The following is a 26,245-nucleotide window of genomic DNA, read 5'->3' on the forward strand; positions in this document are numbered from 1 at the left end:
GCTGCTGAGCAGCCACCGATCGACCCCTCGGGCGGCCCGGGTCTAGGTTCTTCCCGGTTGGTATCGACGACGGGGGTACGGGGTGGGCGACGAGAAGCTCGACGATGCGGGCATCAGGGACGGGTTCGACCTGCTGGTCACCCCCGACGTCCGGTACACGCGGTTGCGGCGACGGGATCTGCGGCGGATGAGTTTGCTGTTCGTCATCTCGGGGCTGCTGTTGTCGATCACGAGTCTCGGTACGTTCTCGGCCGATGGTGGCTGGCTCCTCGCCGGGCTGTTCGGCCTCCCGTTCGGGGTGGTCTGGTTCGTCGTGGGGCTGATCAACGGCTCGGCGTACCTGCGAGGCCACGCCGAGTTGAGCGCGCCGGTGCGGTACGTGTTCACCGCGGAGGCCATCGAGTGGCACGCCGCCCATGCGACGTTGCGGTTGCCGTGGACGGCGATCAGGCACGCCGTTCGGATGCGGGAGGCGTACCGTCTGGACTGCGCAGACCAGCAGCCCCGCTACCTGTGCCGGACAACACTGACGCCGGCTGAGGACGCGCGGGTGACGGCGTACCTCGATGAGCGGTTGGCCGCGCGGCTGGCCACCGAGGCGTCCGTGCGGCCGATGCCACCGGTCGGTGCCGGCTCGTAGTCGGACCGGCCGGGCGAGGTCCGGATCCGTTGGCCGACCACCGGTGCGCCCCCATCGGTGCGAACCTACTGCCGCTTGGGGAGCAGCAACTCCTCGTGGTCGAGTTCCCGCTCCAGGACCCGCAGCTCCTCGTCCGGGAGCCGCCCGGAGTCACGCCAGCGCACCAACTCCTCGCGCTGGGCGTCGAGCGCGGTACGGCGGACCCGCAGCGCCGTCTCGTACTGCGGTGACGTGGGGATCTCCGACGATCCACTCTGTTCGAGCAGGTCGAGCCGGCCGCGGTAACGCGCGAGGCGGGCCAGCAACTGGGTACGCGTGGTGTTGACGGCCACCGCGCTGTCCGGTTCGGCGGCGGCGACCTCGTCGAGACGGGCCAGAGCCGCCTCGACCGCCGCGGAGCGGGCCTCGTTGCGTACCCGGGCCTGGTCGGTTTCGTTGGCGCGCAGGCCGAGCATCCGCACGAGCGGTGCGAAGGTCAGACCCTGACCGACCAGCGTCACGAGCACGACCACGAAGGTGCAGAACAGCAGCAGGTCGCGGTCGGGAAAGGGCGACCCGTCGTCGGTGGTCAGCGGCAGGGTGAAGATCGCGGCCAGGCTGATGACGCCGCGCGTGCCGGACCAGCTCAGCGCCACCACCTCGCGGGAGGTGAGTCGGCGGGCGTTGCGGTCCGCCCGCGCGACCTGTCGGGCGGTGTTCGGCTCGTCGGCGTCGTCCTGCTCGGAGATGCCGCCGAGGCGGGTGTGCAGGGACCGGGGGAGCGACTGGGTCAGCACCAGCCACCCGGGACGCAGGAGCAGCACCACACCCACGGAAACCGCGACGGCGATGACGATCGTCGACGTGTCGTACTGGCGCAGTCCCTTGACGACCTCGGGGAGCTGCTGGCCGATCAGCAGGAAGACGAAGCCTTCGAGGAGGAAGTCGACGAGCCGCCACACCGCGCTGGTCTGGAGCCGGGCGGCCCCGGACCCGACCTGGGGCGTCTGGTGGCCGACGATCAGCCCGGCGATCACCACGGCGAGTACGCCGGAGACGTGCAACGCCTCGCCCAGCAGGTAGGCCACGAACGGTGTCGCGAGCGAGATCGCGTTGGACAGCAGCGGGTCCGCGGTGAGCGGGCGGGCCAGTCGTTTCGCCCAGGCGACGGCGACGCCGACGGCGACCCCGCCGACCGCCGCCAGCACGAACTGGGCCACGGCGGCGGGGAACGAGAACGTGCCACCGACGGCGGCGGCCACCGCGACGCTGAGCATCGTCAGCGCTGTCGCGTCGTTGAGCAGCCCCTCGCCCTGGATGATCGTGACCATCTTCGGCGGCAGGTTGACCCGGCGGCCCACCGCGAGGGCGGCCACCGGGTCGGGCGGGGCGATGGCGGCGCCGACCGCGATGCCGGCGGCCAGGGTCGCGCCCGCGACGAACAGGTGGAACCCGAGGCCGACGAGCAGCCCGGTGAGGAGCACCAGCATCACCGAGAGGCTGACCACGATGCGCAGGTTCCGGCGGATGTCCAGCAGTGAGGAGTCCAACGCCGCGCTGTAGAGCAGCGGCGGCAGCACGACCATGAGCACCAGCTCCGGGTCGAGGCCGATGTTGGGGCCGGGTAGCAGCGCGTACACGATCCCGATGAGCGGCAGCAGCGCGGCCGCCGGCAGGCCGGTACGGGACGCCACCCACCGGACGGCGACGATGACCGCCACGGCGGCGAGCACGAACAACACCATCGAATGGGCGCTCACCTGGTGACGTCCCCCCGGATCGGCGCGTGGGTCTCGGGGTCGACCCTACCCGGCACCGGACCGTACGGAATCGTCGTGGACTCGGCGCGCGAGCGTCCGGCCTTGCCCATCAATTGGTGCGCTTCTATAGTTGCGCGATCACCACATTCATGGCCGTGGTTACGCGGCCGGGTCGTCGAAGCGCTTCGACGATTCGTCGTTCAGGCCCGTCAGCCGGGTGTCGAGCCTGGCCACGCCGGTCTTGGCGCTGAATCGCGCCTGTCGTACGACATGAGGAGAATCGCATGCGGAAGTGGCGCCTTCGGCGCGGAATCACCGCGCTCGCGCTCGCCCTGCTCGCCCTGCCGACCGTCCCCGGCGCGGCACACGCCGACCCCACCTACCCGTTCCGTGACCCCAGCCTGCCCGTCCAGGTCCGGGTCGACGACCTGCTCGGCCGGCTCACGCTGGACGAGAAGATCTCCTGGCTGCACCAGTACCAGCCGGCCGTTCCCCGGTTGGGCATCGGCCTGTTCAAGACCGGCACCGAGGCGCTGCACGGCGTCGCCTGGTCGACCGACATCGACAACAACGGCGCGGTGGTCAAGGCCCGCGGCACGTCCTTCCCGCAGCCGGTGGGCATGGCGAGCACCTGGAACCCCGACCTGATCCAGCGGGTCGGGTCGGCCGTGGGCGACGAGGCGCGCGGCTACCACGCGCAGAACCCGCGGGTCTGGGGTCTCAACCTCTGGGCGCCGGTGGTCAACCTGCTCCGCGACCCGCGCTGGGGTCGCAACGAGGAGGGCTACTCCGAGGACCCGCTGCTCACCGCGAAGATCTCCACCGCGTACGGCTCGGGGATGACCGGGGGCGACCCGGACCACCTCAAGAGCGCGCCGACCCTCAAGCACTACCTGGCCTACAACAACGAGGTCCGGCGCGACGTCACCTCGTCGAACGTCCCGCCGCGGGTGCTCAACGAGTACGACCGGGCCGCCTTCAAGCCGGCCATCGCGGCCGACGCGGCGACCGGCGTGATGGCCTCGTACAACCTGGTCAACGGCCGCCCGGCGACCGTGGATCCGGACCTGGCGACGGTGGTACGGAGCTGGACCGACCAGCCCCTGATGAACGTCACGGACGCCTGGGCGCCGAACAACCTCGTCGCCTCGCAGGGCTACTACCCGACCCAGGCGCAGGGGAACGCCGCGATCGTCAAGGCCGGCCTCAACAGCTTCATCACCGACGACACCAACGCCCAGCCGACCGTCAGCGCCATCAAGCAGGCCCTCGCCGACGGCCTGCTCACCGAGGCGGACATCGACGCCCGGATCGCCGAGATCCTGAACCTGCGCTTTCGCCTCGGTGAGTTCGACCCGGGCGGCGGCCGGTACGGCGGCATCACCCCGGACGTCATCAACAGCCCGGAACACCAACGGCTGGCCCGTCAGGCCGCCGGCGAGGCGATGGTGCTGCTCAAGAACTCGCGGCAGGCGCTACCGCTGAACCCGGCCCGGACCCGCAAGGTGGCCGTGCTCGGCCCGCTCGCCGACACCCTCTACACCGACTGGTACGGCGCCGACCTGCCGTACCAGGTGACCGCGCTGGATGGCATCCGCGAGCGGTTGGGCAGTTCGGCGAGCGTCGACGGGCTCGACGGGGCGGACCGGATCGCCCTGAAGGACCCGTCCACCGGCCGGTACGTGACGGCCACCGGCACCACCGACGCGGACCCGGTCGCCGCCACCGGCGCCGACGCGTCGCTCGCGGCCCAGTTCGACAGCGTCGACTGGGGACAGAACGTGGTGACCCTGCGCAACGCCGCGAACGGCCGTTACCTCGGCTACAACTGGGGGCCGTTCGTCACCCGGGACGAGCAGCCGAACGGTTGGTACGTCCAGCAGCAGTTCACGCTGGAGCCGCAGGCCGACGGGACGGTCGCGTTGCGCTACGCCGGCTACGAGACGACGGAGAGCTGGTTCGGCGTCAACACGTACGTCACGGTCGGCGACGACGGCGCGCTCAAGCTCGGGGCGTCCAGCGCGGCGGAGGCGACCCACTTCCAGCGTGAGGTGATCAGTAGCGGAGTCGACCGTGCCGTCGCGGCGGCGAAGGCGGCCGACACCGCCGTCCTGGTCGTCGGCAGCAACCCGTTCATCAACGGGCGAGAGGCGCACGACCGCACCTCGATGGCGTTGAGCGCCAGCCAGGAGGCGCTGGTCAAGGCCGTGACCAAGGCCAACCCGCGGACGGTGCTGGTGTTGCAGACCAGCTACCCGGTCACGATCGGGTGGGAGCAGGAGCACGTGCCGGCGATCGTGTGGACCACCCACGCGGGCGCGGAGACGGGTCACGCCGTTGCCGACGTCCTGTTCGGCGACCGCAACCCGTCCGGCAAGCTCACCCAGACCTGGTACCGCTCGGACCGGCAACTACCGCCGGACCTGCTGGAGTACGACATCATCTCGTCCGGGCAGACCTACCTGTACAGCGCCGCCAAGCCGCTCTACCCGTTCGGCCACGGGCTGTCGTACACCGGGTTCCGGTACGGCCAGCTCCGCGCGGACGGCCGTTCGGTCGCGGCGGACGGCACCATCACGGCCCGCGTCGACGTGACCAACACCGGTAGCCGGGCCGGCTCCGAGGTCGTCCAGCTCTACAGCCACCAACGCACCTCGCGGGTGAAGACGCCGATCCGGGCGCTCAGGTCGTTCCAGCGGGTGGACCTCGCCCCCGGGCAGACCCGCACCGTCACGCTACGGGTGCGCGCCGCCGACCTCGCGAACTGGGACGTCACCCGGAGTCGGTGGGTGGTCGAGTCGTCCGCGTACGACCTGATGGTCGGCGCGAGCGCCACGGATGTCCGGGGCCGCACGGCGGTCATGGTCCGCGGTGAGACGATCCCGGCCCGGGACCTGACCCGGACGACCCGCGCCGAGAATTTCGACGGGTACGCGGGGGTCCGGCTCGTCGACGAGACGAAGGTACGCGGTACGGCCGTGGGCGCCACCGCAGCCGGTCAGTGGATCTCCTTCGGGAAGTCCGCCCTGCGCCCGGGCGGCCACACCTTCACGGCGCGGGTCGCCAAGGCCACGGCGGGCACCGGCACGATCCAGGTTCGGCTGGGTTCGCCCACCGGTCGACTGCTCGGTACGGCCACCGTGCCGAGCACCGGCGACGACTACCGGTACGTCAGCGTCAGTGCCGAGGTTGCCCGGGTTGCCGGGACCCACGACGTCTACCTGGTGTTCGACTCTCCACTGCGGCTGGCGGACTTCTCGCTGCGCTGATCCGGACGGCTCGGGCCGGGGTGTTGGTGTCCCTCGGCCCGAGCCGATTCCGAATTCATCGGATGATCGACGATCAAGCATTGTGCTGCTCGTCTGCTTTGCGCTTTTGATAGGCATTTAGACATAGATGGGACCCAATCTCGTATTGCATTCGTCACACGTCTGACATACGCTCCGCCCAAGACTTCGTAGCGATTGGCAAAAGAGTGTGGTCGGGCCGCACCACGCGCCCCCCGCCGATCCTTGGTGGCGTCGCTGTTCCCTGCTTGTCGCTCGATGCACGTCCCAGGCACCAACGTCGACGACAAGTGAGAGAGGACAGCACGTGAGACCAGCCGCATCCACCACCCGCACGGCACTGCTCGCGGCGGCGCTCGTCGCCGCCACGCTGCCGGCCGTGGTGATCAGTCAATCGCCCGCCTCGGCCGCGGTTCAGGAGACGTACTACGTCGCCCCGGACGGTAACGACTCCAACGCAGGCACGCAGGCGTCACCGTTCAAGACGGTGCAACGCGCGCGGGACGTCGTCCGTACTGTTAACGCGAACATGTCCGGCGACATCAACGTCTACCTGCGTGGCGGCAGATACCCGGTCACCAGCACCGTCGAGTTCGGCGCCAGCGACTCCGGCACCAACGGGTACCGGATCAGCTACGCCGCCTATCCCGGCGAGACCCCCATCCTCGACGGCGGCGTCCCGGTCACCGGCTGGACCCAGCACAGCGGCAACATCTGGAAGGCGCCGCTGGATCGCAGCACCAAGCTGCGCACGCTGTACGTCAACGACAAGCGGGCGCAGATGGCGACCAAGACCGTCAGCTCGGGCGGGTGCTACGGGACGTACAACGTCACCGCCGGTCAGGCGTCCTGGGCGTGGGAGTCGGGCTCCCAGTGCGACGGCGCGAAGTACAGCCAGAACGACTTCCCCGCCATCCCCCGCAACCAGGACGACATCGAGATCGAGACGGGCACGACCTGGACCACCGCCATCGTCGGGGTCCGCCAGGTGACCACCGACGGCTCGAACCGGGTCGCCCTGTTCCAGCAGCCGGGCGCGGCCATCGCGCAGGGCGCGTTCAACGGCAACGCCCAGGTCGGCGGCAGCCACAAACTCATGAACGCGTACGAGTTCCTGGACGCCCCCGGTGAGTTCTACTTCGACAAGGGCACCAAGACGGTCTACTACTACAAGGCCAGCTCCGAGGACATGACGAACGCGTCGGTGTACGCGCCGAACAACGTCACCACCGTGCTGCGGGTCGCCGGCACCTCGACCACCAGCCACGCGCGCAACATCACGTTCTCCGGCCTGACCGTGCAGCACTCCGACTGGAACCTGTTCAACGTCGCCGGCTCGTCCTTCAAGCAGGCGCAGCAGGGCAACCTCGGCGCGCAGGCGTACGCGAAGGGCAACTTCCACGTCTACTACTACCGCAACGTGGACGTCACGCCCGGCATCGTCCAGGTGCAGAACGCCGACGGGATCCTCCTGCAACGCAACCGGGTCCAGCACACCGGCGCCGACGGCATCAGCATGGTCAACGACGTGCAGAACTCGCAGTTGATCGGGAACTACACGAACGACGTCGCCGGCTCCGCCATCGACGTCGGCCATCCCCAGCACGTCTACATCGGAGACGGCACGTCGAGCAACCGGGAGAAGTACCTCCCGCAGGTCGAGGGGTTGCCGAAGAACATCGAGATCAAGAACAACTACCTGTACGACAGCGCGGTGCTGTTCAACGGGCACAGCCCCATCTCGGCGTACTTCGTCGACACCCTGACGATCCAGCGCAACCGGATCGAGAAGGCCCCCTGGTCGGGCATCACGATGGGCTGGGGCTGGTGGAACTTCGACGGGTCATCCGGCTCGATCGCGCCCAACCGGCCGACCACGACGGCGCGGAACAACACCATCAGCTACAACCACATCATCGACACGGTCCAGCGCCTCAGCGACACGGCGCCCATCTACACGCTGGGCAGCCAGCCCGGGACCACGATCACCAACAACTATTTCCAGGGTGTGCCCTCGGGCCACAAGTACGGACTCCACCCCGACGAGGGCTCGGCGTACATCACCTTCCGGGACAACGTCCTGAGCATCGACAAGAACGTCACCTGGATGATCAACTCCGACGACTTCGGTCGGAAGCACGATCTGAGCATCACGCAGATCTACGGCCCGATCAACAAGGTGTCGAACAAGAACCTGCCGAACAGCACGGTCGCCGACATCCTCGTCTCCTCCGACTACGTCTGGCCGGCGGCGGCGTACGGCATCGCGGCCAGCTCCGGTCTTGAGGACGCCTACCGGGACATCATCCCGGCCAGCAGGTTCTCGGTGTCCAACTACGTGCTGCCGGCCAGCACGTACGTCACCAGCGCCACGGCGACGATCCCGATCCGGAGCACCGGCGACGCCGGCAAGTCGGTCTGGCTGGCCCCGTTGGGCACGACCACCTTCACGGCCGGGGCGACGATGACCCGGGCGGCCGGTAACGCCACGTCCATCGCCGTGCCGTCGACCCAGGGCGAGTACCGCCTCTACGTCGTCGACGCCCAGGGCAACCGGTCGGCGGAGTCGATCTCCCTCGTCCGGCAGCAGAGTGGCGGCGGCACCCAGCAGGGCGGCCAGCTCGTGGGCGGCCAGTCCGGCCGCTGCGTCGAGGTCCCCAACTCCTCGACCACCAACGGCACCCAGGCGCAGCTCTGGGACTGCGGCAGCGGCACCAACCAGCGGTGGACCGCCACGTCCAGCAAGCAGCTGATGGTGTACGGCAACAAGTGCCTGGACGCGTCCGGGGCGGGCACGGCCAACGGCACCCAGGTCATCATCTGGGACTGCCACGGCGGCGCGAACCAGCAGTGGAACATCAACAGCAACGGCACCATCACGAACGGCCAGTCCGGGCTCTGTCTCGATGCCAACGGCGCGGCCAGCGCCAACGGCACGAAGATCATCCTCTGGTCGTGCAACGGCGGCGCCAACCAGCAGTGGACGCTGCGTAGCTAAGGGCCTGTTTCATAAGAACTGGCCGGCCTGCGGCGGGCCCGGACGACGACCGGCGGCGTTGCGGTTTCGTCCGGATACAACACCGGTATCCGGACGAAACCGCGCCTTGCCGGATCGCCGCCCGGACTCCGCCTCGGCTCGACCGCCCTTATGAAACAGCCCCTAGTGGGCGAGATGCTGGAGCCAGTCCCGCAGGAGTGCGGTCTCGACGGGGCGGAGCGGGACGATGGCTGGATCCGCCCCGCCGAGGGTGGCATCGAGCGCGAGGGCGCGAGCGGCGAGGGTGGAGTCCGGGGCTGGGCTCGTGTCGGTGGTCAGGGCTTCGATGAGTGCTTCCCGCATGCGCGGTGAGACCTCCGGGTCGCGTTCGCCCTCGGGGATGCCGATCAGGGAGAGCGTGGTGCCGGTTACCGCTGCCAGCGTGAGGTGGGCGGCCAGGACGGGCGGCACCCGTAGGCGGCCGTCGGAGGCGGCGCGGCCGAGGAACGTCATGAGGAGTTCCTGAGCCTCCCGCGCGGCAGGTGGGCGCCGGCCGGGGCGGTCGGTGCCGTACATCAGCAGGTAGAAGGCGGGGTGTTTCAGGCCGAAGTCGACATGCATGTCCCATCCGCGGCGCATGTCGTCGACCGGGTTGCCGCTCGACGACAAGGTGTGCTTCTGCGCCAGGTACAGGTCGAAGCCGTGGATGGCCAGCGCCGAAAGGAGCCCGTCCTTGTCGCCGAAGAGCTGGTACAAGGAGGCGGCACGGATGCCTGCCGCCGCTGCGACGGCGCGGGTGGAGAGCGCGTGGGCGCCCTCGCGTTCCAGAAGCTCGGCTGCGACTTCCAGGATCTGCCGGCGACTGCGGGTCTTCGCGTCATCCACGGTTGCAATGCTACGGCATAAGGCGTATCACTGGTTCGGTCAGCGATACGGGATATACCGTATCAGTGATACGGCGGGAGAGGTCGATGAATCGTGTGGGATACGGCGCCATGCAGCTTGCGGGCCCTAAGGTCTGGGGGTTCCCGGACGACCCGGAGGCGGCACGGCGGCTGTTGCGCCTGGCTGTCGAGCTGGGCGTGACCTTCTTCGACACCGCGAACGCCTACGGGCCACGAACGGTGAACCAGCTGATCGGGCAGGCGCTGGGACCGATCCCCGAGGGCGTGATCGTGGGCAACAAGGTCGGCGCAGAGCGCGGCCCGGACAAGTCCTGGGTCGTCGACGGTCGCCCGGAGACGGTCCGGCGGCAGGTTCACGAGTCCCTTGCCGACCTGGGAACGGACGCGAGCGAGCTGACCTACCTCCGACTCGTCGGCGACACCCCCGGCGCGCACCAGGACGTACCGCTGGAGGAGTCGCTCGGCGCACTCGTCCAGCTGCGAGACCAGGGGCTGATCCGCCGCATCGGCCTGTCCGGCGCGTCCCCGCAGATGCTGGCCCGCGCCCAGCAGATGACCCCCATCGCGGCGGTGCAGAACCGCTTCAACCTGCTTGACCGCAGCGGCGTCCAGGTCCTCGCCGACTGCGAGACCCAGGGCATCCTCTTCATCCCCTACTTCCCGCTGGCCGCCGGACGGCTCAGCGGCCACCAGCAGCTGACCGGCCCGGCAGAGCGCCTGGGTGCCACACCGGCCCAGATCGCACTGGCCTGGCTGCTGCGCCGTTCGCCCTCCATCGTCGTCATCCCCGGCACGAGCAGCACCGACCACCTGCGGTCCAACATCGCAGCCTCCGAAGTTGCCGAACAATTGACCGACACCGAGGTCGCGCGCCTGACCGGACTCGTCGACGAGTCGCAAGCGGTCCTCGGCCAGCCCACGCCCCCCGTTCCTGGCCACCGCTGAGAGGGCCCCGGGGATGTCGCTGTCGGCCTCGGCCGCATCTGACAAATGATCTTCGGGGCTCTGAGACGGCGCCCATTTCGCCTGTCGACGACCAAGGTCCACCTGGCCGTCGACGGCCGCGCGGCGGGACCAGCAGGCCAACCGGCTCCGCCAGGGCTCCCGCGCGGGGCAGCCCGCCCGCCTTCGACGCACGGGCGGACCAGCAGGCGACGTCGTGGAACGCTGCTCTGGCGCTCCGCCAACCAGCAAAGCGATCATCATCAGACACGGGTCTAGTTGCGTCGGTGGTAGCGGTTGCGGCGGGGTAGCTGGTCGGGGTCCAGCCAGGCTGGCGGAACGAACATCGGTCGGCCGTCGCTGCCGAGCCGGACCGTCCATTCTCCCTTGTGTACGTGGCGATGGTGGTGGCCGCAGAGCAGGACGGCGTTGGTGAGACAGGTGTCGCCGCCATCGGCCCAGTGACGGACGTGGTGGGCGTCGCACCAGCGCGGTGGCCGGTCGCAGCCGGGGAAGGCGCAGCCACGGTCGCGAAGCACGAGGGCGCGCCGCAGGGGACCGGTGATGAGGCGGCGTTGCCGGCCGACATCGAGTGGTTGGCCATTGCCGCCCAGAACGGCGGGGAGGATGGCGGCGTCGCAGGCGAGCCGACGTACCGTCTGCGGGGTCAGGGAGAGCCCGGTGTCGAGCGTGCCGGCGCCGAGCTGCTGACTCAGGGCGTCGTAGCCGGTGGTGACGACGATCTGGGCGGGCTCACCGCCGTTCGCCGGTAGGTCGCCCGTGCGGAGGGCGAGTCGGCAGACGTCCGCGAGGGCGTCGTGGCGGCGTTGGCCCGGCGTACGGGTGTCGTCTGGGCCGCTGGGACCGCTGAGCGGGTCGATGGCGGCGCGGAGCAGTCCGGCGGTCTCGACGTCGAGGGTGCCGGCGAGTCTCAGCCGACCGTCGGTCTGCTCGGAAACGGTCAGGTGCCGATCGCGGTCGGCGCGGCGGGCGTCGGCCTCCAGCGCGGCCTTCGCGGCGGCCTCGGCGACGTCGGGGGCGACGTGGTCGAGGATGCGCGTGCTCAACCTGCGCAGCAGGGTCGGGTCGAACTGCCCGGCCCATTCGATGAGGACGCCGACGGCCTTGTCGGCGGCTGTCGAGCCGGCGCTGTCGTGCACCGTGGTGACGGTGTCGGTGATGACGCGGGCCTGCTCGGCGGTGATGTTCCCGTCGGCCAACGCCTGCCGGACTCCGCCGTTGTGGCCGTTGTCGAGGGCGGCGGCGAGGTCGACGAGCCGTCGGGCCGCCGGAATCGTGAGGCGTAGGCGTTCGCGGAGCCAGACGGCGGTGCCGGACGCGCCGTGGGCGCGGGCGATGCCCCGACCGTCCAGCTCGCGAACGAGGGTCAGTTGGAGCGCGGCGAGCCGTTGCGCGAGGCGGTGCGCGGCGTCGAGCGCGGCGACGAGTTCGTGCTCGGCGAGGCTCCAGGCGGACGCGTCGAGGCAGGCGGCGACCGCCGCGTCTGCCTGCGTCAGCTCCTCGACCATGACCTGACATTAGAACAGACGTACGACAACCCCAGTAATCATGATCGATTGGATGTCCGGACGGTGCCGATCCTCGGCAGCCGGCGACGGACGGCTCGCAGGAGCGTCAAGTGGCCGCTGGCGGCGTGCTGCCGGCATCGCGTCAATGCCGCGCGGAGCTGACGAACCAGCAGCCTGACTCCACATCGACGGGTTCGTCCACCCACGGTTGCACGATCGCAGCAAGCTGCGCCGTCATGGGCCACGCGTCCACGACCCAGCCCTCAGGCGTCATCTGAACGAGCGGACGAAGCGATTCGCTGACCGCTGTCGGCAGATCCCACGCACGTTCGAGGAGATCGTCCGCGCCGAACTTCTCCACCGTGTTGACCACCACCGTGGCACCGTAGCGCTGCATGGGGCCGGCGGCCCGGACGATGATCGCGCCGCCACCCGTGCCCCTTCGAGGCAGGGGTGGCGGCGCGATCGATGTCGTCACCGCGCGATGCGCCGCCGGCGGGTCAGTTGATGCGGAACTGCTGGCCGTAGACGGCGAAGGTCAACGGCGTGTTCAGGTTGAAGTTGCCGTTGTTGAGGAACACCCGCTGGGCGGTGTCCACGCGGGAGGTGTCCGAGTGGGCCTCCTCCTTCTTCATCTCGATGACCCGCTCGTCAAGGAACGAGTTGAGCCAGGTCCGCTCGTCGCCGCCCTGCGCCGGGGGCTTCGCGCGGGTGAGGGCGCGGCTGCGGATCTGACGCATGCCCTCGTACCCGTGCATGACCGCCGCGTCGTAGTAGGCGAACTGGCCGAGTGCGCGTACCCCGTCGTTCTTGCCGTCGCGGACCGACGGGTTGAAGTAGACCCGGTCCCGCTCGGCCTCCTGCGCGGCCCGGAACACGGAGTCGTTGGCGGCGGTGCGCCAGTCGCGGGTGAAGTTCGGGTCGAGGCCCGAGTGCGACGCGGTGCCGTTGACGGCGCGCAGCGCCGGCAGGTAGCCAGCGAGCACGTTGCCGGGCTTGGTGTTCGTGTACGCCTGGACGAGTTCGAGCATGTCGCCGGTGCCGGAGCAGAAGCCGATGATGCCGGCGGTGTAGCCGCGACCGTCGCCGATGTCCTCGATGTAGGAGAACTGGGCGCGCCAGTCGAGCGAGGAGTTCTCCGCCGCCGAGACGAGCTGCATGGCGACGTCCTTCTTCGCCGGGTCGTCCAGGTTGGTGCCGGTGGAGCCGCTGGCGGTCGGCGTGGGGGTGGGGGTGCCGCCGCCGGGCAGGGTCCACTGCTGGTTGGTGGTGCCGCCGCAGGTCCAGATCTGTAGCCGGGCGCCGTTCGCGGTGCTCCGGTCGGTCACGTCGAGGCACTTGCCGGAGGCGGTGTTGACGAGGGCGCCACCGCTGCCGGCGGTCCACTTCTGGGCGCCGGTGTTGTTGCAGTCGTACAGCTGGATCTTGGCGCCGTTGGTGGTCGACGCGGCGGTGACGTCGAGGCACTTGCCGAGCGCGCGGATCGAGCTGTCGCTGTTGCCCACCGTCCAGGTCTGGGCCGCGCTGCCGTTGCAGTCGTAGAGCTGCACCGCTGTGCCGTTGGCCGAGTTCGCGCCGGCCACGTCGACGCACTTGCCGGCCAGGCCGGTGATCGGGCCGGCGGTCGCGGCGCTGGCCGACGGCAGGCCGTAGCCGACCGCCGCGACGCCGATCAGCAGGGTGCCCACGGCGTAGGCGGCTGTTCTCTTACGCACCATGGTGTTCCTCGGGGGAAAGGGGCGGCAGGCCGCCGACCGGTCGGGTGCCCGGCGTGGGGGAGGGCGCCGGGGCACCCCGAATATCAGGAAACTGTATTAACAGATAGCAGTACGTCGATCAACTGTCAATCGGAACTCCGCTGGGCAGGGCGGTGGTGGCTCTGTGTAGCGCGGAGACGCACGCCAGCACCGCGGGGTGCTCACCCGCACCCCTGCGGTAGGCGACTCTCGTGCGACGGCGCAGGGCCAGCGGGAGGAGGTGAACCTGCGCGGAGGGCCGCGTGATGGCGAGCTGTGGCACGAGCCCGACCCCCTCACCCGCCGCGACCAGGGCGAGCATGGCGGTGAAGTCGTCGACGTGGTGCCGTACCGCCGGGGCGAAGCCCGCCAGCTGGCAGACGTGCAGCGCGACCGAGTGGCAGAGCGTCCCGGGCGTGCCGACGATCCACTGCGCGTCGCGCGCCTCGCCGACCGGATCGGCGCCGCCGCCGTCCGGCACGACCCCAGGGGGTACGGCGAGGTAGACGGTCTCCTCCAGCAGCGCGATGGAGTCCAGCGCCGGATCGGGCGCGACCGGCGCGATGTCGTAGTCGTGCAGCAGCGCGACGTCGAGCTGCCGGCCCCGCAGGGCGGCCGGCACGTCGACCGGGTCCAACTCGGTGATCATCAGGTCGAGCGCCGGATGGTCGCGGGCCAGGGTGACCAGCGCCGCCGGGAGCAGGGTGCGGACGGCGCTGGGAAAGGCGCCGATGCGTACGCTCCCGCGCAGTCCCGTTCGGGCGGCCGCGAGGGTCGCGTCGGCGGCTTCCAGCGCGGCCAGGATGACCTCGCTGTGCCGTACGAGCGCGGTCGCCGTCGGCGTGAGGGTGACCCGGCGGCCGGTGCGCTCCAGCAGCCGGGTGCCGGCCTCCCGTTGCAGAGCGGCCAGTTGCTGCGACACGGCGGACGGCGTGTAGGCGTGTGCCCGCGCGACTGAGGCGATGGTGCCGAGACGGGCCAGGTCCCGCAGCAGAACGAGGCGACGGACGTCAAGCATCAGCTCAGCTTAGGTATTGCGTGAGTAATCGGAACTGGACCTACCTGGTTCGGTCCGTCGAGAGTGAAGGCATGACCCTGACCGGCCTGTACGTGCCCCTGATCACCCCGTTCGACAGGTCCGGAGCCGTCGCCGTCGACGCGCTGACCACCCTGGCCTTCGACGCGCTCGACGCCGGCGCGGCCGGCGTGGTCGCGTTGGGCACGACGGGCGAGCCGGCCGCCCTCAGCGACGAGGAGCAGAGCGTGGTCCTCGACGTCCTGGCCGCGGTGTGCCGGGAACGCGGCGCGCGCCTGCTCGTCGGCGCCAACAGCGTCGCGGCGGTACGCGCCCTCAGGGAGCGGCCCGAGGTGACGGCGGCCCTGAGCCTGGTACCCCCGTTCCTGCGGCCGGGCGCTGCCGGAGTGCTCGCCCACTTCGCCCACCTCGCCGAGGAAAGCCCGGTGCCGCTGGTCGTCTACCACGTCCCGTACCGGACCGGGCAGCAACTCGACGCCGACGATCTCCGCCGGCTCGCCGAGGTGCCGGGCGTCGTCGGCGTCAAGTACGCCACGGGTGGGATCGACGCGGACGCGATCGACCTCCTCGCCGACCTTCCGCCCGGCTTCGCCGTACTCGGTGGTGAAGATCCGCTCCTCTCGCCGCTGCTGGCCCTCGGCGCGCACGGTGCCATCGCGGCCTCGGCCCAGGTCGCGGCGGCCGAGTTCGTCCGGTTGGTCACCCACTGGCAGGCGGGTGACGTCGTCCGTGGGCGGTCGCTCGGTCATCGACTCGCGGGCCTGTCGGCCGCGCTGTTCGCCGGACCCAACCCGACCGTCATCAAGGCGGTGCTGCACGCGCGGGGACGCATTCCGACCCCGGCGGTCCGACTGCCGCTGCTGCCCGCCGACCAGGACACCGCCCGGCGGGCGCTGCGTCGCCTGGACGGCTTGGCAAGCGATCCGGCGTGACCGGTCCGGCCAGGCCGTGAGACCGCGATGCGACACGTCGGAGACGAAGATCATTTGTTCATCCGGCCGTTGCGCGGCCGTGCGCGTCGGTCGCTATCGTCAGCCCGCGCGCGGGCCCCGAGGGTGCCTGCGAGCGCACCGACCCGGGTTCGTCAGCAGCGCCACCGACCGCGAGGAGCGTTCCATGGCAGTCGATCTCCGCCGTACCCTGCCCTGGTGGGCCGCCGCGACCGCCGTGCTCGCCGTCGCGGCGCTGTCGGCCTGCGGCAGCGCCGACGGCGCCGAGCCGGCCGCCGCGCCCACCACCGGCGGCGCGGTCGCGCCGACGGCGAGCGCGCCGCCCGCGCCGGCCCGCGGAAAGCTGCGCGGGTACGGCACGGTGCAGCAGCTCACCGAGGCCGCCGACCTGGTGGTACGCGGCCAGGTCACGTCCGCCGGCTTCCGGGTGGACGAGGTGCTGCGGGCCAGGACCGATTCCGGGGTACGCCCCGGAGCGTCGATCACGCTCGCCAGCCTCGACGCCGGGGTGGCCGACATGGCCCACATGTCGACCCTCGACGTGGGTCAGCACGTGGTCCTCTACCTGTCCCAGGACGCGGGGACCGCGACGCCGACGTACCGGACGCTCAGCGGCGACTTCGGCATCTTCGACGTCACCGGGTCCGGCGACGACGCCGTCGCGGCCACCCGCTCGCCGGCCATGGCCGTCACCGGCCTGCGCACCGAGGACGCGACGGCGTCGGGCAACGGCTTGCGCACCACCCTCGGCGAGTTGCGCGCGGTCGCCCAACGGCCGTGAGGCGCCTCGCCAGGTCAGTGCTCCCGGTAGGTGGCGTGGTCGAAGTCGGCGTACACCCCGTCACCGCCGAGATCCTGCACCCACAACCCGACGAAGGCGCCGGTGAAGCCCCACGCCGCCGGCTCCCCGTCGATGATCAACGCGGCGTGCTCGTCGGACAGGATGGTCGCGTCCAGGTCGACGGGCAGACGCTGCCACCCGGCCCCGAGGTCGTAGTCGAAGCGGACCACCGGCCCGTCGAACACCGCCCGCAGACCGACCCGGGTGACACCACTGGCGTCGACGGTCAGCTCCGGGTACGGGGTGCGCCGGCCGTTGTCGGAGCTGAGCAGCTCCAACACCGTACGGCCGTCGTCGGCACGGGTCAGGTAGAGGTGGTGCCAGTTCAGGGTGTTGTAGTACGCGGTGATCCCGGCGAGCTGCCGGTGGTCGATCGGGTCGAACTCGACGACCGTCTCCAGCGAGCAGTGCGTCGCCCCGACCCGTCGCGCGACCAGGCTCGGCGCCTGGCGACCCACCGGCGACTGTCCACCGTGCACGCGCAGGTGCGAGGGACGGGAGCGCAGGTCGACCCAGTCCGGGGTGGCCGGCCGGCGCAGCGTCGACCAGCAGGATTCCAGCTCGGCGGCGTCGAAGCCGTCGGTGGCGGGCTCCTCGGGCCACGGGTGCGGAGACAGGTCCGGAGCGACGACCTCCTCGGCCGGGACCCCTCCGGGGATGCGGGGCCAGCCACCGTCCGGCCACTCGACCCGCTGGATCGCGGTCTCCCGCCCGAGCACACAGTTGCCCAGGGGTGAGTAGGGGCGACCGACCAGGTGGGCCAGGTACCACCCACCGTCGGGGGTCTGGACCAGACTGCCGTGCCCGGCCTTCTGCAGGCGCAGGTCGGGGCGGCCCACCGAGGTGAGCAGTGGCCCGTCCGGGTCCACCTCGTACGGGCCGAACAACTCCCGCGAGCGCGCCACGGTGACCTGGTGCTCCCAGCTCGTGCCGCCCTCGGCGGTGATCAGCCAGTACCAGCCGTCGTGGCGGTACAGGTGCGGCCCCTCGGTCACCCCGACCGGTGTGCCGGTGAACAGGATGCGGGGTCGGCCGACGAGGCGCCGCGCCGCCCGGTCGTACTGCTGGATCTCGATGCCGCCGAAGCGGTCCCGGCCCGGACGCCAGTCCGCGCTCATGCTCAGCAGCCAGCTGGTGCCGTCGTCGTCGTGGAACAGGGCGGCATCGAAGCCACGCCCGTGCAGCTTCACCGGGTCGGACCAGGGCCCGGCGATGTCGGGCGCGGTGATCAGGAAGTTCTGCGGATCCCAGTAACCGCTGGCGAAGCTGGCCACGTCACTGTAGACGAGGTGGAACTGCCCGTCGTGGTACGTCAGGTCGGGCGCCCACACCCCGTTGGAGTCGCCGCAGCCGCGCAGATCCAGCAGGCGGCGGTCGGTGATGATCCCACCCAGTGGGCGCCAGTTCACGAGGTCGCGCGAGTGGTGCACGCGTACCCCGGGATACCACTCGAAGGTCGAGGTGGCCAGGTAGAAGTCATCGCCGACGCGCAGGATCGACGGATCCGGGTGGAACCCGGCGAGGACGGGGTTGCGGATCGACCAGGCAGCGGTCGCCACGTCAGCGGTGTCGGTCGACACGGGGGCTCCTCTGTGCGGTGCGGCTGTGAAACTTCCGGAAACTTGCGGGACCAGATCACTGGAAGCCCCTCGTACGGTAGCCGGTCTTATCGCGATAGGACAGGGGTCTTGACCGCTGGGGGAACTGCTCGTAGCGTCCCGGCCATCGATCGGTAATACCGACGAAGCAATGAAAGTTCCGGAGATCCAGGTTCGAACCCTTGCCGGCTCGGCCGGCGTCCGAGCACACCGTGAGTCCCCGAAGGGATGGATCATGACAGCGCACCTTTCCCGCCGATCGCTGCTCGGCATCGCCGGCGCCGGCGCCGGCGCCTACCTGCTCAGCGCCTGTAGCGGCGACGACAAGTCCAGCGACCCGAACGCGGCGCAGACGATCAACTGGTGGCACATCCAGAACACCGAGCCGATGCTGCCGGTCTGGGCCGCGATGGCCAACGAGTACAAGACCGCGCACAGCAACGTCACGTTCACCATCCAGCCGCTGGAGAACGAGGCGTTCAAGGCCAAGCTCACCACCGCCACGCAGGCCGGCGACCCGCCGGACCTCTTCCAGTCGTGGGGCGGCGGCGTGCTCAAGCAGCAGGTCGACGCGGGTCTGGTCAAGGACCTCACCGACGACGTGAAGGACCTGGTCAGCGGCATCCTGCCGGCCGCCATGGGGCCGTACACGATCGACGGGAAGATCTACGGCATCCCGTTCGACATCGGCATGGTCGGGTTCTGGTACAACAAGGACCTCTTCACCCGCGCCGGCATCACCGAGCCCCCCACCACCTGGACCGCCCTGCTCGACGCGGTCCGCAAGCTCAAGACCGCCGGCATCACCCCGGTCGCCATCGCCGGCAAGGACAAGTGGCCAGCCCACTTCTACTGGTCGTACCTGGCGATGCGCATCGGCGGCGTCGGCGCGCTGCAGAAGGCCGTCGACGACAAGAACTTCGACACCCCCGACCTGACCGCCGCGGGTGAGCGGCTCAAGGAGCTCGTCGACCTGCAACCCTTCCAGAAGGGCTTCCTCGGCGCCGAGTACGGCTCCCCGGACGGGCAGGCCGCCACCATGGGCAACGGCGGCGCGGCCATGGAGCTGATGGGTCAGTGGGCGCCGGCGGTACAGGCATCCAGCTCGACCAGCAAGAAGGGCATCGGCGACAAGCTCGGCTTCTTCCCGTTCCCCGCCGTCGATGGCGGCAAGGGCACCGCCACCGAGGTGTTCGGCGGCGGCAACGGCTTCGCCGTCGGCAAGGACGCCCCGCCCGCCACCATCGACTTCCTGAAGTTCCTGCTCAGCGTCGACAACCAGCGCCGGTCCGCGAAGACCGGCGCGGTTCTGCCCACGGTCAAGGACGCCACCGACGCCATCAGCGACCCGAACAACAAGGTCGTCGCGGAGACGCTGGCCAAGAACACCGGCTTCCAGCTCTACCTCGACCAGGCGTACGCGCCCGCGCTCGGGCAGCAGATCAACGACAGCGTCGCCGAGATCATCGCGGGCAAGAAGGCGCCCGCCGCGATCCTCAAGGACATCACGCAGGTGGCGAAGACCGTCTGATCGTGACCCCGTACCCATCCGTAGCCGGCGATAGAAACCGAGTGGAGCAGGCATGACCAGGCCATCGACCGTGTCGTACCCAGGACGCGGCGACACGGCGACAGATCCGCCGGCACCGGGGCCGGGCACCGCGCGACGGCGCGGCCGCCAGCCCCGGCCGGGGCGGGGTGGCGTCCTTGCCGTCTTCCTGACGCCCGCCCTGACCCTGTTCCTGCTGCTGGTCATCACGCCCATCCTGGTGGCCGCCTACGCCAGTCTCTACAAGTGGAACGGCTTCGGGCTGCCGGAGAACTTCATCGGGCTGGACAACTACACCCGCGCCTTCGGTGACCCGACCTTCCGCGGCGACCTGTGGCGCGGCCTCGTGCTGGTGCTGCTGTCGCTGACCGTGCAGCTGCCCGCCGCGCTGGCCCTGGCGATGCTGCTCAACCAGCCGCTGCGCGGCCGAGCCGCCTACCGGCTGATCTTCTTCGCGCCGTACGTGCTCTCCGAGGTCACCACGGCGGTCCTGTTCACCCTGGTGTTCTCGCCCAACCGGGGTCTGGGCGAGTCGGTCTCGAAGTTCCTCGGCGCGGAGGCGGGCGCGGTCTTCGCCGACCCGTCCACCGTGCTGTACGCCGTCTTCCTGGTGGTGTCCTGGAAGTACTTCGGCCTCTACATGATGCTCTTCCTGGCGGCCCGGCAGGGCATCCCGAAGGAGCTGTCCGAGGCCGCGGTCACCGACGGCGCCACCGCGTGGCAGGCCTTCCGCCACGTCACTCTGCCGCTGCTCGGGCCGACGATCCGGATCAGCATCTTCCTGTCGGTCATCGGCACCATCCAATTGTTCGACATGGTCTGGGTGCTCACCGGCGGCGGTCCGATCCACTCCTCGGAGACCATGGCCGTCACCATGTACCAGTTCGGTTTCCGTCGGTTCGAGGTCGGCTACGCCAGCGCGATCAGCATGGTCATGTTCCTGCTGAGCCTCGTCTTCGCCCTGTTCTACCAGCGCGTCGTCCTGCGTCGGGACACCGCGGGCGCGATCACCAACCAGGGAGGCCAGCGATGACCGCCAAGACCAGTGGCGCCCAGCGGACCCGCAGCATCGTGCTGCACCTCGTCTGCATCGGCGTCGGCGCGCTCATCGTCGTGCCGGTCTGGTTCGGTGTGATCGGTGGTTTCAAGGACAACGGCCAGCTGTCGACCAACCCGCTGGGCCTGCCCGACCCCTGGGTGCCGTCGAACTACACCGATCTGTTCGCCTCCGGCGTGTTCTGGCGGCAGCTCGGCAACAGCCTGCTCATCGCCATCAGCAGCACGTTCATCGTGGTCGCCGCGGCGGCGATGGCCGCGTTCGTCTTCGCCCGGTACGCCTTCCGGGGCCGCGAGTTCCTGGTGACCCTGTTCGCGATCGGCCTGATGTTCCCGTTCGCGGTGGCGATCCTGCCGCTGTTCGTCCTGCTGCGCTCCATCGGCCTGCTGGACAACCCGCTCGGCGTCATCCTTCCCCAGGCCGCCTTCGGGCTGCCGATCACCATCATCATCCTGCGTCAGTTCTTCCGGACCATCCCCGCCGAGGTGGAGGAGGCCGCCGTCCTCGACGGCTGTAGCTCCTTCGGGTTCTTCTGGCGGGTCCTGCTGCCGATGGCCCGCCCCGCGTTGGCCACCGTCTCGGTCCTGGCCGTCGTCACCAGCTGGAACAACTTCATGCTCCCGCTGGTCGTCTTCAGCGATCAGAGCTGGTGGACCCTGCCCGTCGGGGTCCAGGCGTTCCAGGGGCAGTACGCCGACGACACCGCCCGGGTGCTCGCCTACGTCGTGCTGTCCATGCTTCCCGCGCTGGGCTTCTACGCCGTGGCCGAACGTCAACTGATCGGCGGCCTCACCGGCAGCGTCAAGGGGTGACGACACCGGATCACCGACCGACCTGAAACGCCCCGCCACACGAAGGAGCGGACCGTGGGCTCCGACAACGGCCGAAACGTCACCATCGCGATGATCGCGCGACTGGCCGGTGTCTCCGTGCCCACGGTCTCGCGGGTCATCAACGGTCGCACCGACGTCGCTCCCGATACCCGGGAGCGCGTCGAGGCCCTGCTCAACCAGCACGGCTACCGCCGACGCACCCAGGCCAGGCGCACCGAGGCCGCGCTGATCGACCTGGTCTTCAACGACCTGGACAGCCCGTGGGCGGTGGAGATCATCCGCGGGGTGGAGGACGTCGCCCGCGCCAGCGGCGTCGGCACCGTCGTCTCCGCCATCCACTGGCGCATCTCCTCGGCCAAGCAGTGGCTCGACAACATGCGTACCCGATCCACCGAGGGCGTCATCTTCGTGACCTCGATGGTGAACCCACCACTTCAGGCGGAGCTGCGCCGGCTGCACCTTCCCGTGGTCATCATCGACCCCGCTGGCGTCGACCCGCAGGAGTCACCCACCATCGGCGCGACCAACTGGGCGGGCAGCCTGAGCGCCAACCAGTATCTGATCGGCCTCGGTCACCGCCGTATCGGCTTCATCGCCGGGCCGCCGCACCTGATGTGCAGCCGAGCCCGGATGGACGGCTACCGCGCGGCTCTGGGGGCCGCCGGCATCGCCGTCGACGACGCCCTCATCCGGCCCGGCAACTTCTACCACGAGTCCGGCTTCACCTCGGGTACGCAGCTCCTGGCCCTGCCCGACCCACCCACCGCCATCTTCGCCTCCAGCGACCAGATGGCCCTCGGCGTCTACGAGGCGGTCCGCAAACGTGGCCTGCGGGTGCCCGACGACATCAGCGTGATCGGCTTCGACGACCTGCCCGAGGTCCGCTGGTGCTCCCCACCGCTGACCACCGTCCGCCAACCCCTCGCGGAGATGGGCATGCTGGCGGCCCGGACGGTACTGCGGCTCGCCGGAGGCGAGAAGACCGAGAGCCCGCGCATCGAACTCGCCACCGAACTCGTCGTGCGCGACAGCGCCCGCCCACCGCGCTGACCCGGCCGGTCCGTGCGGAGCGGACCGCGCGGGCCGTGCCGCCTCAGAGCCAGCCGTTGGCGCGCGCGGTGCGGGCCGCCTCGATGCGGTTGCGGGTGGCGGTCTTGCCGATGGCCGCGGACAGGTAGTTGCGCACGGTGCTCTCGGACAGGTGCAGCGCGGCGGCCATGTCGGCGACCGTGGCGCCGTCCACGGCGGCGACCAGCACCTCGCGCTCCCGGTCGGTGAGCGGGTTCGGGCCGGCCGCGAGGGCGGCGGCGGCCAGCGTCGGGTCGATCACCCGCTCGCCGGCCAGCACCCGTCGGACGGCCACCGCCAGCTCCTGCACCGGCCCGTCCTTGACCAGGAAGCCGTGGGCGCCGGCCTCCATGGCCCGGCGCAGGTAGCCGGGGCGGCCGAAGGTGGTCAGGATCAGCACCCGGCAGGACGGTAACTGGTCGCGCAGCGCGGCGGCCGTGTCGAGGCCACTGCCGTCGGGCATCTCGATGTCCAGCAGCGCCACGTCGGGGCGTACCCGAAGAGCCTCGCGCGTGGCCTGCGCCCCGGTCGCGGCCTCGGCCACGACCTCGATGTCGGGTTCGAGGTTCAACAGCAGGGCCAGCGCGCCGCGCATCATGCCCTGGTCCTCGGCGAGCAGGAGCCGGATCACGACGCCCACCGTCCGGTGGGGGCGTGGGGGAGTCGGGCGGTGAGCAGCAGGCCGCCGTCGCGCGCCGGGCCGACGTGCAGCGTCCCGCCGGCCTGCGCCAACCGTTCGGTGAGGCCACGCAGGCCGTTGCCGTACCGCGGCCGGCCACCCACCCCGTCGTCGCGGATGGTCAGCACCGCCTCGTCGGTGTCGGCGGTGACCTCGATGTCGCACCGCGACGCCCGGCTGTGCCGCACGACGTTCGTCACCCCTTCCCGCAGCACCCAACCGAACGCGTCGTCGGCCTCCACCCCGAGCTGCCGGTCAGCGCCCCTGACGCTGACGGTGATCCCGACGTCGGCCAGGACCGTACGGACGCCGTCGAGTTCCCGGGCGAAGCTGCGTTCCCGGTAGCCGGTGACCGCCTCGCGCACCTCGGCGAGCGCCGTACGACCGATCCGCTCGATGTCCGTCGCCTCGGCGACGACCCGCCGCGGATCGGTCGGGGCGAGCCGGCGCACCACCTCCGCCTTGACCACCACCAGCGACAGCGTATGGCCCAGCAGGTCGTGCAGGTCCCGCGCGAAACGCAGCCGCTCCTGCTCCACCGCCGTGCGGGCCAGCTCCCGTTGGGTACGCCGCAGCTCCTCCACCAGCCGGGCCGTGCGGGCGAACGCCAACGTCAGCGTGCCCCCGAGCACGGTGATCAGCGCCATCTGGGCGGTCTCGGTGGCCGGCAGCCGATGCGCCGCACCGATGACCACGATGGCGGCGACCGATCCGCCGACCCACCCGAACCCCCAGGCCGGACGTACGAAGGCGACCGCGCCGGCCGTGGCGACGTACAGGAACAGGACCAGCCAGCCCTCCGGCCCGCCGGCGTACGCGGCGGCGAGCCCGACCGCGAGCAGCGCGAACACCACGAGCCCGCCGTGGTGCACGGCCGGTCGGACGGTCAGGTCGGCCACGGGTACGGCCACCAGGGCGAGGTAGAGCAGCGCGAAGACGACCAGCCCCACCGCCGCCGGCAGGGCGGGGCGCACCTGCCCGTGTGCGATCGCGGCGGCGGGCGTCAGCAGCAGCCAGAGCCAGAGAGTGTGCGCGGCGACGAGCACGAACCCTTGCCGCCTCCGGCGGGGAGCAGCCGTACCGGACGACATGGTGGACACCGTATCGGGGGTCACCGGTGAATGGTGGACCGCCGGTACGCCCACGCCGCCAGGGCCGTGAACGCCACCGTCCACCCGGCGAGCACGGCGAGTCCCGACGGGGTGGGCGTCAGCCCGGCGGCCGAGCGCCAGCCGAGTTCCGCGAACCGGTACGTCGGCAGGGCGTGTGCCAGGTGACGCAGCACGGCGGGGAAGTAGGCGACGGGCACCAGCAGGCCGCCCAGCACCGACAGGCCGAGGAAGGCGAGGAAGTTGACCGGCTGGGCGAGCTGCGGGCTGAGGCCGTACCCGATGGCGAGCCCGAGCAGCGCGAACGGCACCGTGCCGACCCACATCAGCAGCAGCAGCGCGACCCACCGCGCGGCCCCCAGCTCGACGTGGTGCGCGAGGCGTCCGGCGCAGCCGACGGCGACCGCCGACGGCACCCCGCTGAGCGTGCAGACGAGGGCCTTCGCGGTCACCGCCCGCCAGGCGGGCAGCGGGGTGACGCGGAGCTGGCGCAGCCAGCCCGACGCCCGCTCCTGCGAGACCGCGGACCCGACCGAGAGCACGCCCGCCACCGCGCCGTAGCCGGCCAGGCCGACCATGAGGGCCACCGCCGCGTCGACGCCCTCCACCCGGTCGCCGTCCGGACCAACCCCGGAGAAGATGAGGTACGTGACCACCGGCGCGAGGACGGTGAACAGCAGCAGCCGTGGGTCGCGGGCCAGTCGGCGCAGTTCGAATCGCAGGTACGCGCGCATGTCAGTGCTCCGTCGGTGTCGCGGTGCGGGTCGTCGGTGTCGCGGTGAGGGCGAGGAAGGCGGCGTCCAGGGCGGCGGTGGTGACCTCCAGGCCCTGGAAGCCACGCGTGCCGGCCAGGGCGAGGACGGTGGCGTCGGCGTCGTCGGTGGTGAGCGCGACCCGGCCGCCCCGGACCTGCACCGACCGGACCCCGGGAAGCGCGTCGAGGCCGTCGACCGGACCGCCGTCGAGGTCGAAGGAGACGGTACGGCCGCCGGCCAGCGCGCGGATCTGGGCGGGCGGCCCGTCGGCCACGACCCGCCCCGCGGCGAGTACCACGACCCGGTCGGCGAACTCGTCCGCCTCGTGCAGGTGGTGGGTGCTGAACAGGACGGTGTGCCCGTCGGTGGTGTACCGGTCGATGGCCGCCCAGAACGCCTGCCGGGCGGCAACGTCCAGCGCGGCGGTGGGTTCGTCGAGGACCAGCAGGTCCGGGTCGCCGGCCAGCGCGAACGCGAACCGGGCGCGCTGCGCCTCGCCGCCGGAGAGTTTGTCGAGGCGGCGGCCGGCACGCTCGGTCAGCCCGGCCAGCGCCAGCACCTGGTCGGTGGCCATCGTTCGCGGGTAGAGCGCCCGAGCCAGGTCGACGACCTCGCGGACGGTCGCGCTGGACGCCCAGCCGGCGTCCTGGAGCATCGCGCCCACCTGTCCCGCCCGGACCGCCTCGGCCGGCGGCCGACCGAACACGGTGGCGGTGCCGCTGTCCGGTCGGTCCAGACCCAGCATGATCGAGATCGTGGTGGACTTGCCGGCGCCGTTGGGCCCGAGCAGGGCGACCGTGCTGCCCCGCGCGATGGTCAGGTCGAGCCCGTCGACAGCTCGGACGGGACCGAACCGCCGGGTGAGGCCGTCGAGGCGTACGGCTGTGTCATCCATGCCTGTCACGCTATTCAGGCGCGCGGGGCGCGGGCAGAGTCACCGGTACGCGGTCGGCCAGGACATTTGTCCCGGGCGCGAACCGGTGCGTGCTCACCGGGCCAGCCGGGCCTGGGCGAC

21 protein-coding genes are annotated in these 26,245 nt (G+C 70.7%); 10 read left to right on the plus strand and 11 right to left on the minus strand.

The features are described 5' to 3' along the window. The first annotated feature begins 82 nt into the window (after nt 1-82). Nucleotides 83-640, plus strand: coding sequence for a hypothetical protein (locus ACIBTX_RS16820; RefSeq protein ID WP_357393688.1), 558 nt, complete (start codon nt 83-85; stop codon nt 638-640). A 65-nt stretch (nt 641-705) separates the two neighbouring features. Here ACIBTX_RS16820 and ACIBTX_RS16825 read toward each other — a convergent pair whose 3' ends face one another. Beyond that, nucleotides 706-2,364 carry a Na+/H+ antiporter gene (locus ACIBTX_RS16825; RefSeq protein WP_357128026.1) on the minus strand — a complete coding sequence of 553 codons (1,659 nt, stop codon included), beginning with the start codon at nt 2,362-2,364 and terminating at the stop codon, nt 706-708. A 299-nt stretch (nt 2,365-2,663) separates the two neighbouring features. Between ACIBTX_RS16825 and ACIBTX_RS16830 the strand changes: the two genes are divergently transcribed. After that, nucleotides 2,664-5,648 (plus strand): glycoside hydrolase family 3 C-terminal domain-containing protein, encoded by a 2,985-nt coding sequence (locus ACIBTX_RS16830; protein ID WP_396832683.1) that lies wholly within the window; start codon nt 2,664-2,666, stop codon nt 5,646-5,648. A gap of 325 nt (nt 5,649-5,973) precedes the next feature. Next, nucleotides 5,974-8,664, plus strand: a complete 2,691-nt coding sequence (locus ACIBTX_RS16835) for an RICIN domain-containing protein (RefSeq protein ID WP_357173109.1) — start codon at nt 5,974-5,976, stop codon at nt 8,662-8,664. A 162-nt stretch (nt 8,665-8,826) separates the two neighbouring features. Here ACIBTX_RS16835 and ACIBTX_RS16840 read toward each other — a convergent pair whose 3' ends face one another. Then, nucleotides 8,827-9,528, minus strand: coding sequence for a TetR/AcrR family transcriptional regulator (locus tag ACIBTX_RS16840; protein ID WP_357399279.1), 702 nt, complete (start codon nt 9,526-9,528; stop codon nt 8,827-8,829). Nucleotides 9,529-9,614: 86 nt separating this feature from the next. Between ACIBTX_RS16840 and ACIBTX_RS16845 the strand changes: the two genes are divergently transcribed. Then, entirely contained in the window at nt 9,615-10,493 is an 879-nt protein-coding gene (locus ACIBTX_RS16845) for an aldo/keto reductase (protein ID WP_396832684.1), read from the plus strand. A gap of 272 nt (nt 10,494-10,765) precedes the next feature. Here ACIBTX_RS16845 and ACIBTX_RS16850 read toward each other — a convergent pair whose 3' ends face one another. The 4 genes from ACIBTX_RS16850 to ACIBTX_RS16865 form a co-directional block, all read right to left on the minus strand. Continuing rightward, nucleotides 10,766-12,019, minus strand: coding sequence for a DUF222 domain-containing protein (locus ACIBTX_RS16850; protein WP_357132990.1), 1,254 nt, complete (start codon nt 12,017-12,019; stop codon nt 10,766-10,768). A gap of 142 nt (nt 12,020-12,161) precedes the next feature. Beyond that, entirely contained in the window at nt 12,162-12,497 is a 336-nt protein-coding gene (locus ACIBTX_RS16855) for a hypothetical protein (protein ID WP_357169285.1), read from the minus strand. A 22-nt stretch (nt 12,498-12,519) separates the two neighbouring features. After that, the gene (locus ACIBTX_RS16860; RefSeq protein WP_396832685.1) at nt 12,520-13,737 is read right to left on the minus strand and encodes a chitosanase; all 1,218 of its coding nucleotides are present in this window, start codon (nt 13,735-13,737) and stop codon (nt 12,520-12,522) included. A 118-nt stretch (nt 13,738-13,855) separates the two neighbouring features. Next, nucleotides 13,856-14,773, minus strand: coding sequence for a LysR family transcriptional regulator (locus tag ACIBTX_RS16865; RefSeq protein ID WP_357399276.1), 918 nt, complete (start codon nt 14,771-14,773; stop codon nt 13,856-13,858). Nucleotides 14,774-14,844: 71 nt separating this feature from the next. Here ACIBTX_RS16865 and ACIBTX_RS16870 point away from each other — a divergent pair, with 71 nt between their 5' ends. Beyond that, nucleotides 14,845-15,723 carry a dihydrodipicolinate synthase family protein gene (locus ACIBTX_RS16870; RefSeq protein ID WP_357132996.1) on the plus strand — a complete coding sequence of 293 codons (879 nt, stop codon included), beginning with the start codon at nt 14,845-14,847 and terminating at the stop codon, nt 15,721-15,723. A 184-nt stretch (nt 15,724-15,907) separates the two neighbouring features. Continuing rightward, nucleotides 15,908-16,522: a hypothetical protein gene (locus ACIBTX_RS16875; RefSeq protein WP_357132998.1), complete on the plus strand. Its 615-nt coding sequence runs from the start codon at nt 15,908-15,910 to the stop codon at nt 16,520-16,522. 14 nt (nt 16,523-16,536) lie between these two features. Here the strand turns inward: ACIBTX_RS16875 and ACIBTX_RS16880 are convergent, their stop codons facing one another. Then, nucleotides 16,537-18,162: a glycoside hydrolase family 43 protein gene (locus ACIBTX_RS16880; protein ID WP_357133000.1), complete on the minus strand. Its 1,626-nt coding sequence runs from the start codon at nt 18,160-18,162 to the stop codon at nt 16,537-16,539. Nucleotides 18,163-18,415: 253 nt separating this feature from the next. On the opposite strand from ACIBTX_RS16880, the gene ACIBTX_RS16885 reads away from it, so the two are divergent. From ACIBTX_RS16885 to ACIBTX_RS16900, 4 genes are all read left to right on the plus strand, one after another. Further along, nucleotides 18,416-19,711: an extracellular solute-binding protein gene (locus tag ACIBTX_RS16885; protein ID WP_357133002.1), complete on the plus strand. Its 1,296-nt coding sequence runs from the start codon at nt 18,416-18,418 to the stop codon at nt 19,709-19,711. Nucleotides 19,712-19,763: 52 nt separating this feature from the next. Next, nucleotides 19,764-20,762, plus strand: coding sequence for a carbohydrate ABC transporter permease (locus ACIBTX_RS16890; protein ID WP_396832686.1), 999 nt, complete (start codon nt 19,764-19,766; stop codon nt 20,760-20,762). Beyond that, on the plus strand, nt 20,759-21,598 hold the full coding sequence (locus ACIBTX_RS16895; protein ID WP_357133006.1) for a carbohydrate ABC transporter permease: 840 nt from the start codon (nt 20,759-20,761) through the stop codon (nt 21,596-21,598). The genes ACIBTX_RS16890 and ACIBTX_RS16895 overlap by 4 nt, the downstream gene beginning before the upstream one ends. 90 nt (nt 21,599-21,688) lie before the next feature. Continuing rightward, entirely contained in the window at nt 21,689-22,669 is a 981-nt protein-coding gene (locus tag ACIBTX_RS16900; protein ID WP_396832715.1) for a LacI family DNA-binding transcriptional regulator, read from the plus strand. A 43-nt stretch (nt 22,670-22,712) separates the two neighbouring features. On the opposite strand, the gene ACIBTX_RS16905 is transcribed toward ACIBTX_RS16900, so the two are convergent. The 4 genes from ACIBTX_RS16905 to ACIBTX_RS16920 are packed head-to-tail and all read right to left on the minus strand — an operon-like array spanning nt 22,713 to nt 26,125. Beyond that, nucleotides 22,713-23,318 carry a response regulator transcription factor gene (locus ACIBTX_RS16905; RefSeq protein ID WP_396832687.1) on the minus strand — a complete coding sequence of 202 codons (606 nt, stop codon included), beginning with the start codon at nt 23,316-23,318 and terminating at the stop codon, nt 22,713-22,715. Further along, entirely contained in the window at nt 23,315-24,481 is a 1,167-nt protein-coding gene (locus ACIBTX_RS16910; protein ID WP_396832688.1) for a sensor histidine kinase, read from the minus strand. Before ACIBTX_RS16910 ends, ACIBTX_RS16905 begins: the two co-directional genes overlap by 4 nt. Then, a complete protein-coding gene (locus tag ACIBTX_RS16915; protein WP_396832689.1) occupies nt 24,478-25,209 on the minus strand; it encodes an ABC transporter permease in 732 nt (243 codons plus the stop codon). The genes ACIBTX_RS16910 and ACIBTX_RS16915 overlap by 4 nt, the downstream gene beginning before the upstream one ends. A 1-nt stretch (nt 25,210) precedes the next feature. Then, nucleotides 25,211-26,125 (minus strand): ABC transporter ATP-binding protein, encoded by a 915-nt coding sequence (locus ACIBTX_RS16920; RefSeq protein ID WP_396832690.1) that lies wholly within the window; start codon nt 26,123-26,125, stop codon nt 25,211-25,213. Between the last annotated feature and the right edge of the window lie 120 nt (nt 26,126-26,245).

Source organism: Micromonospora sp. NPDC049359 (assembly GCF_044466585.1).
In the GTDB taxonomy this organism is placed as follows: Bacteria; Actinomycetota; Actinomycetes; order Mycobacteriales; family Micromonosporaceae; genus Micromonospora.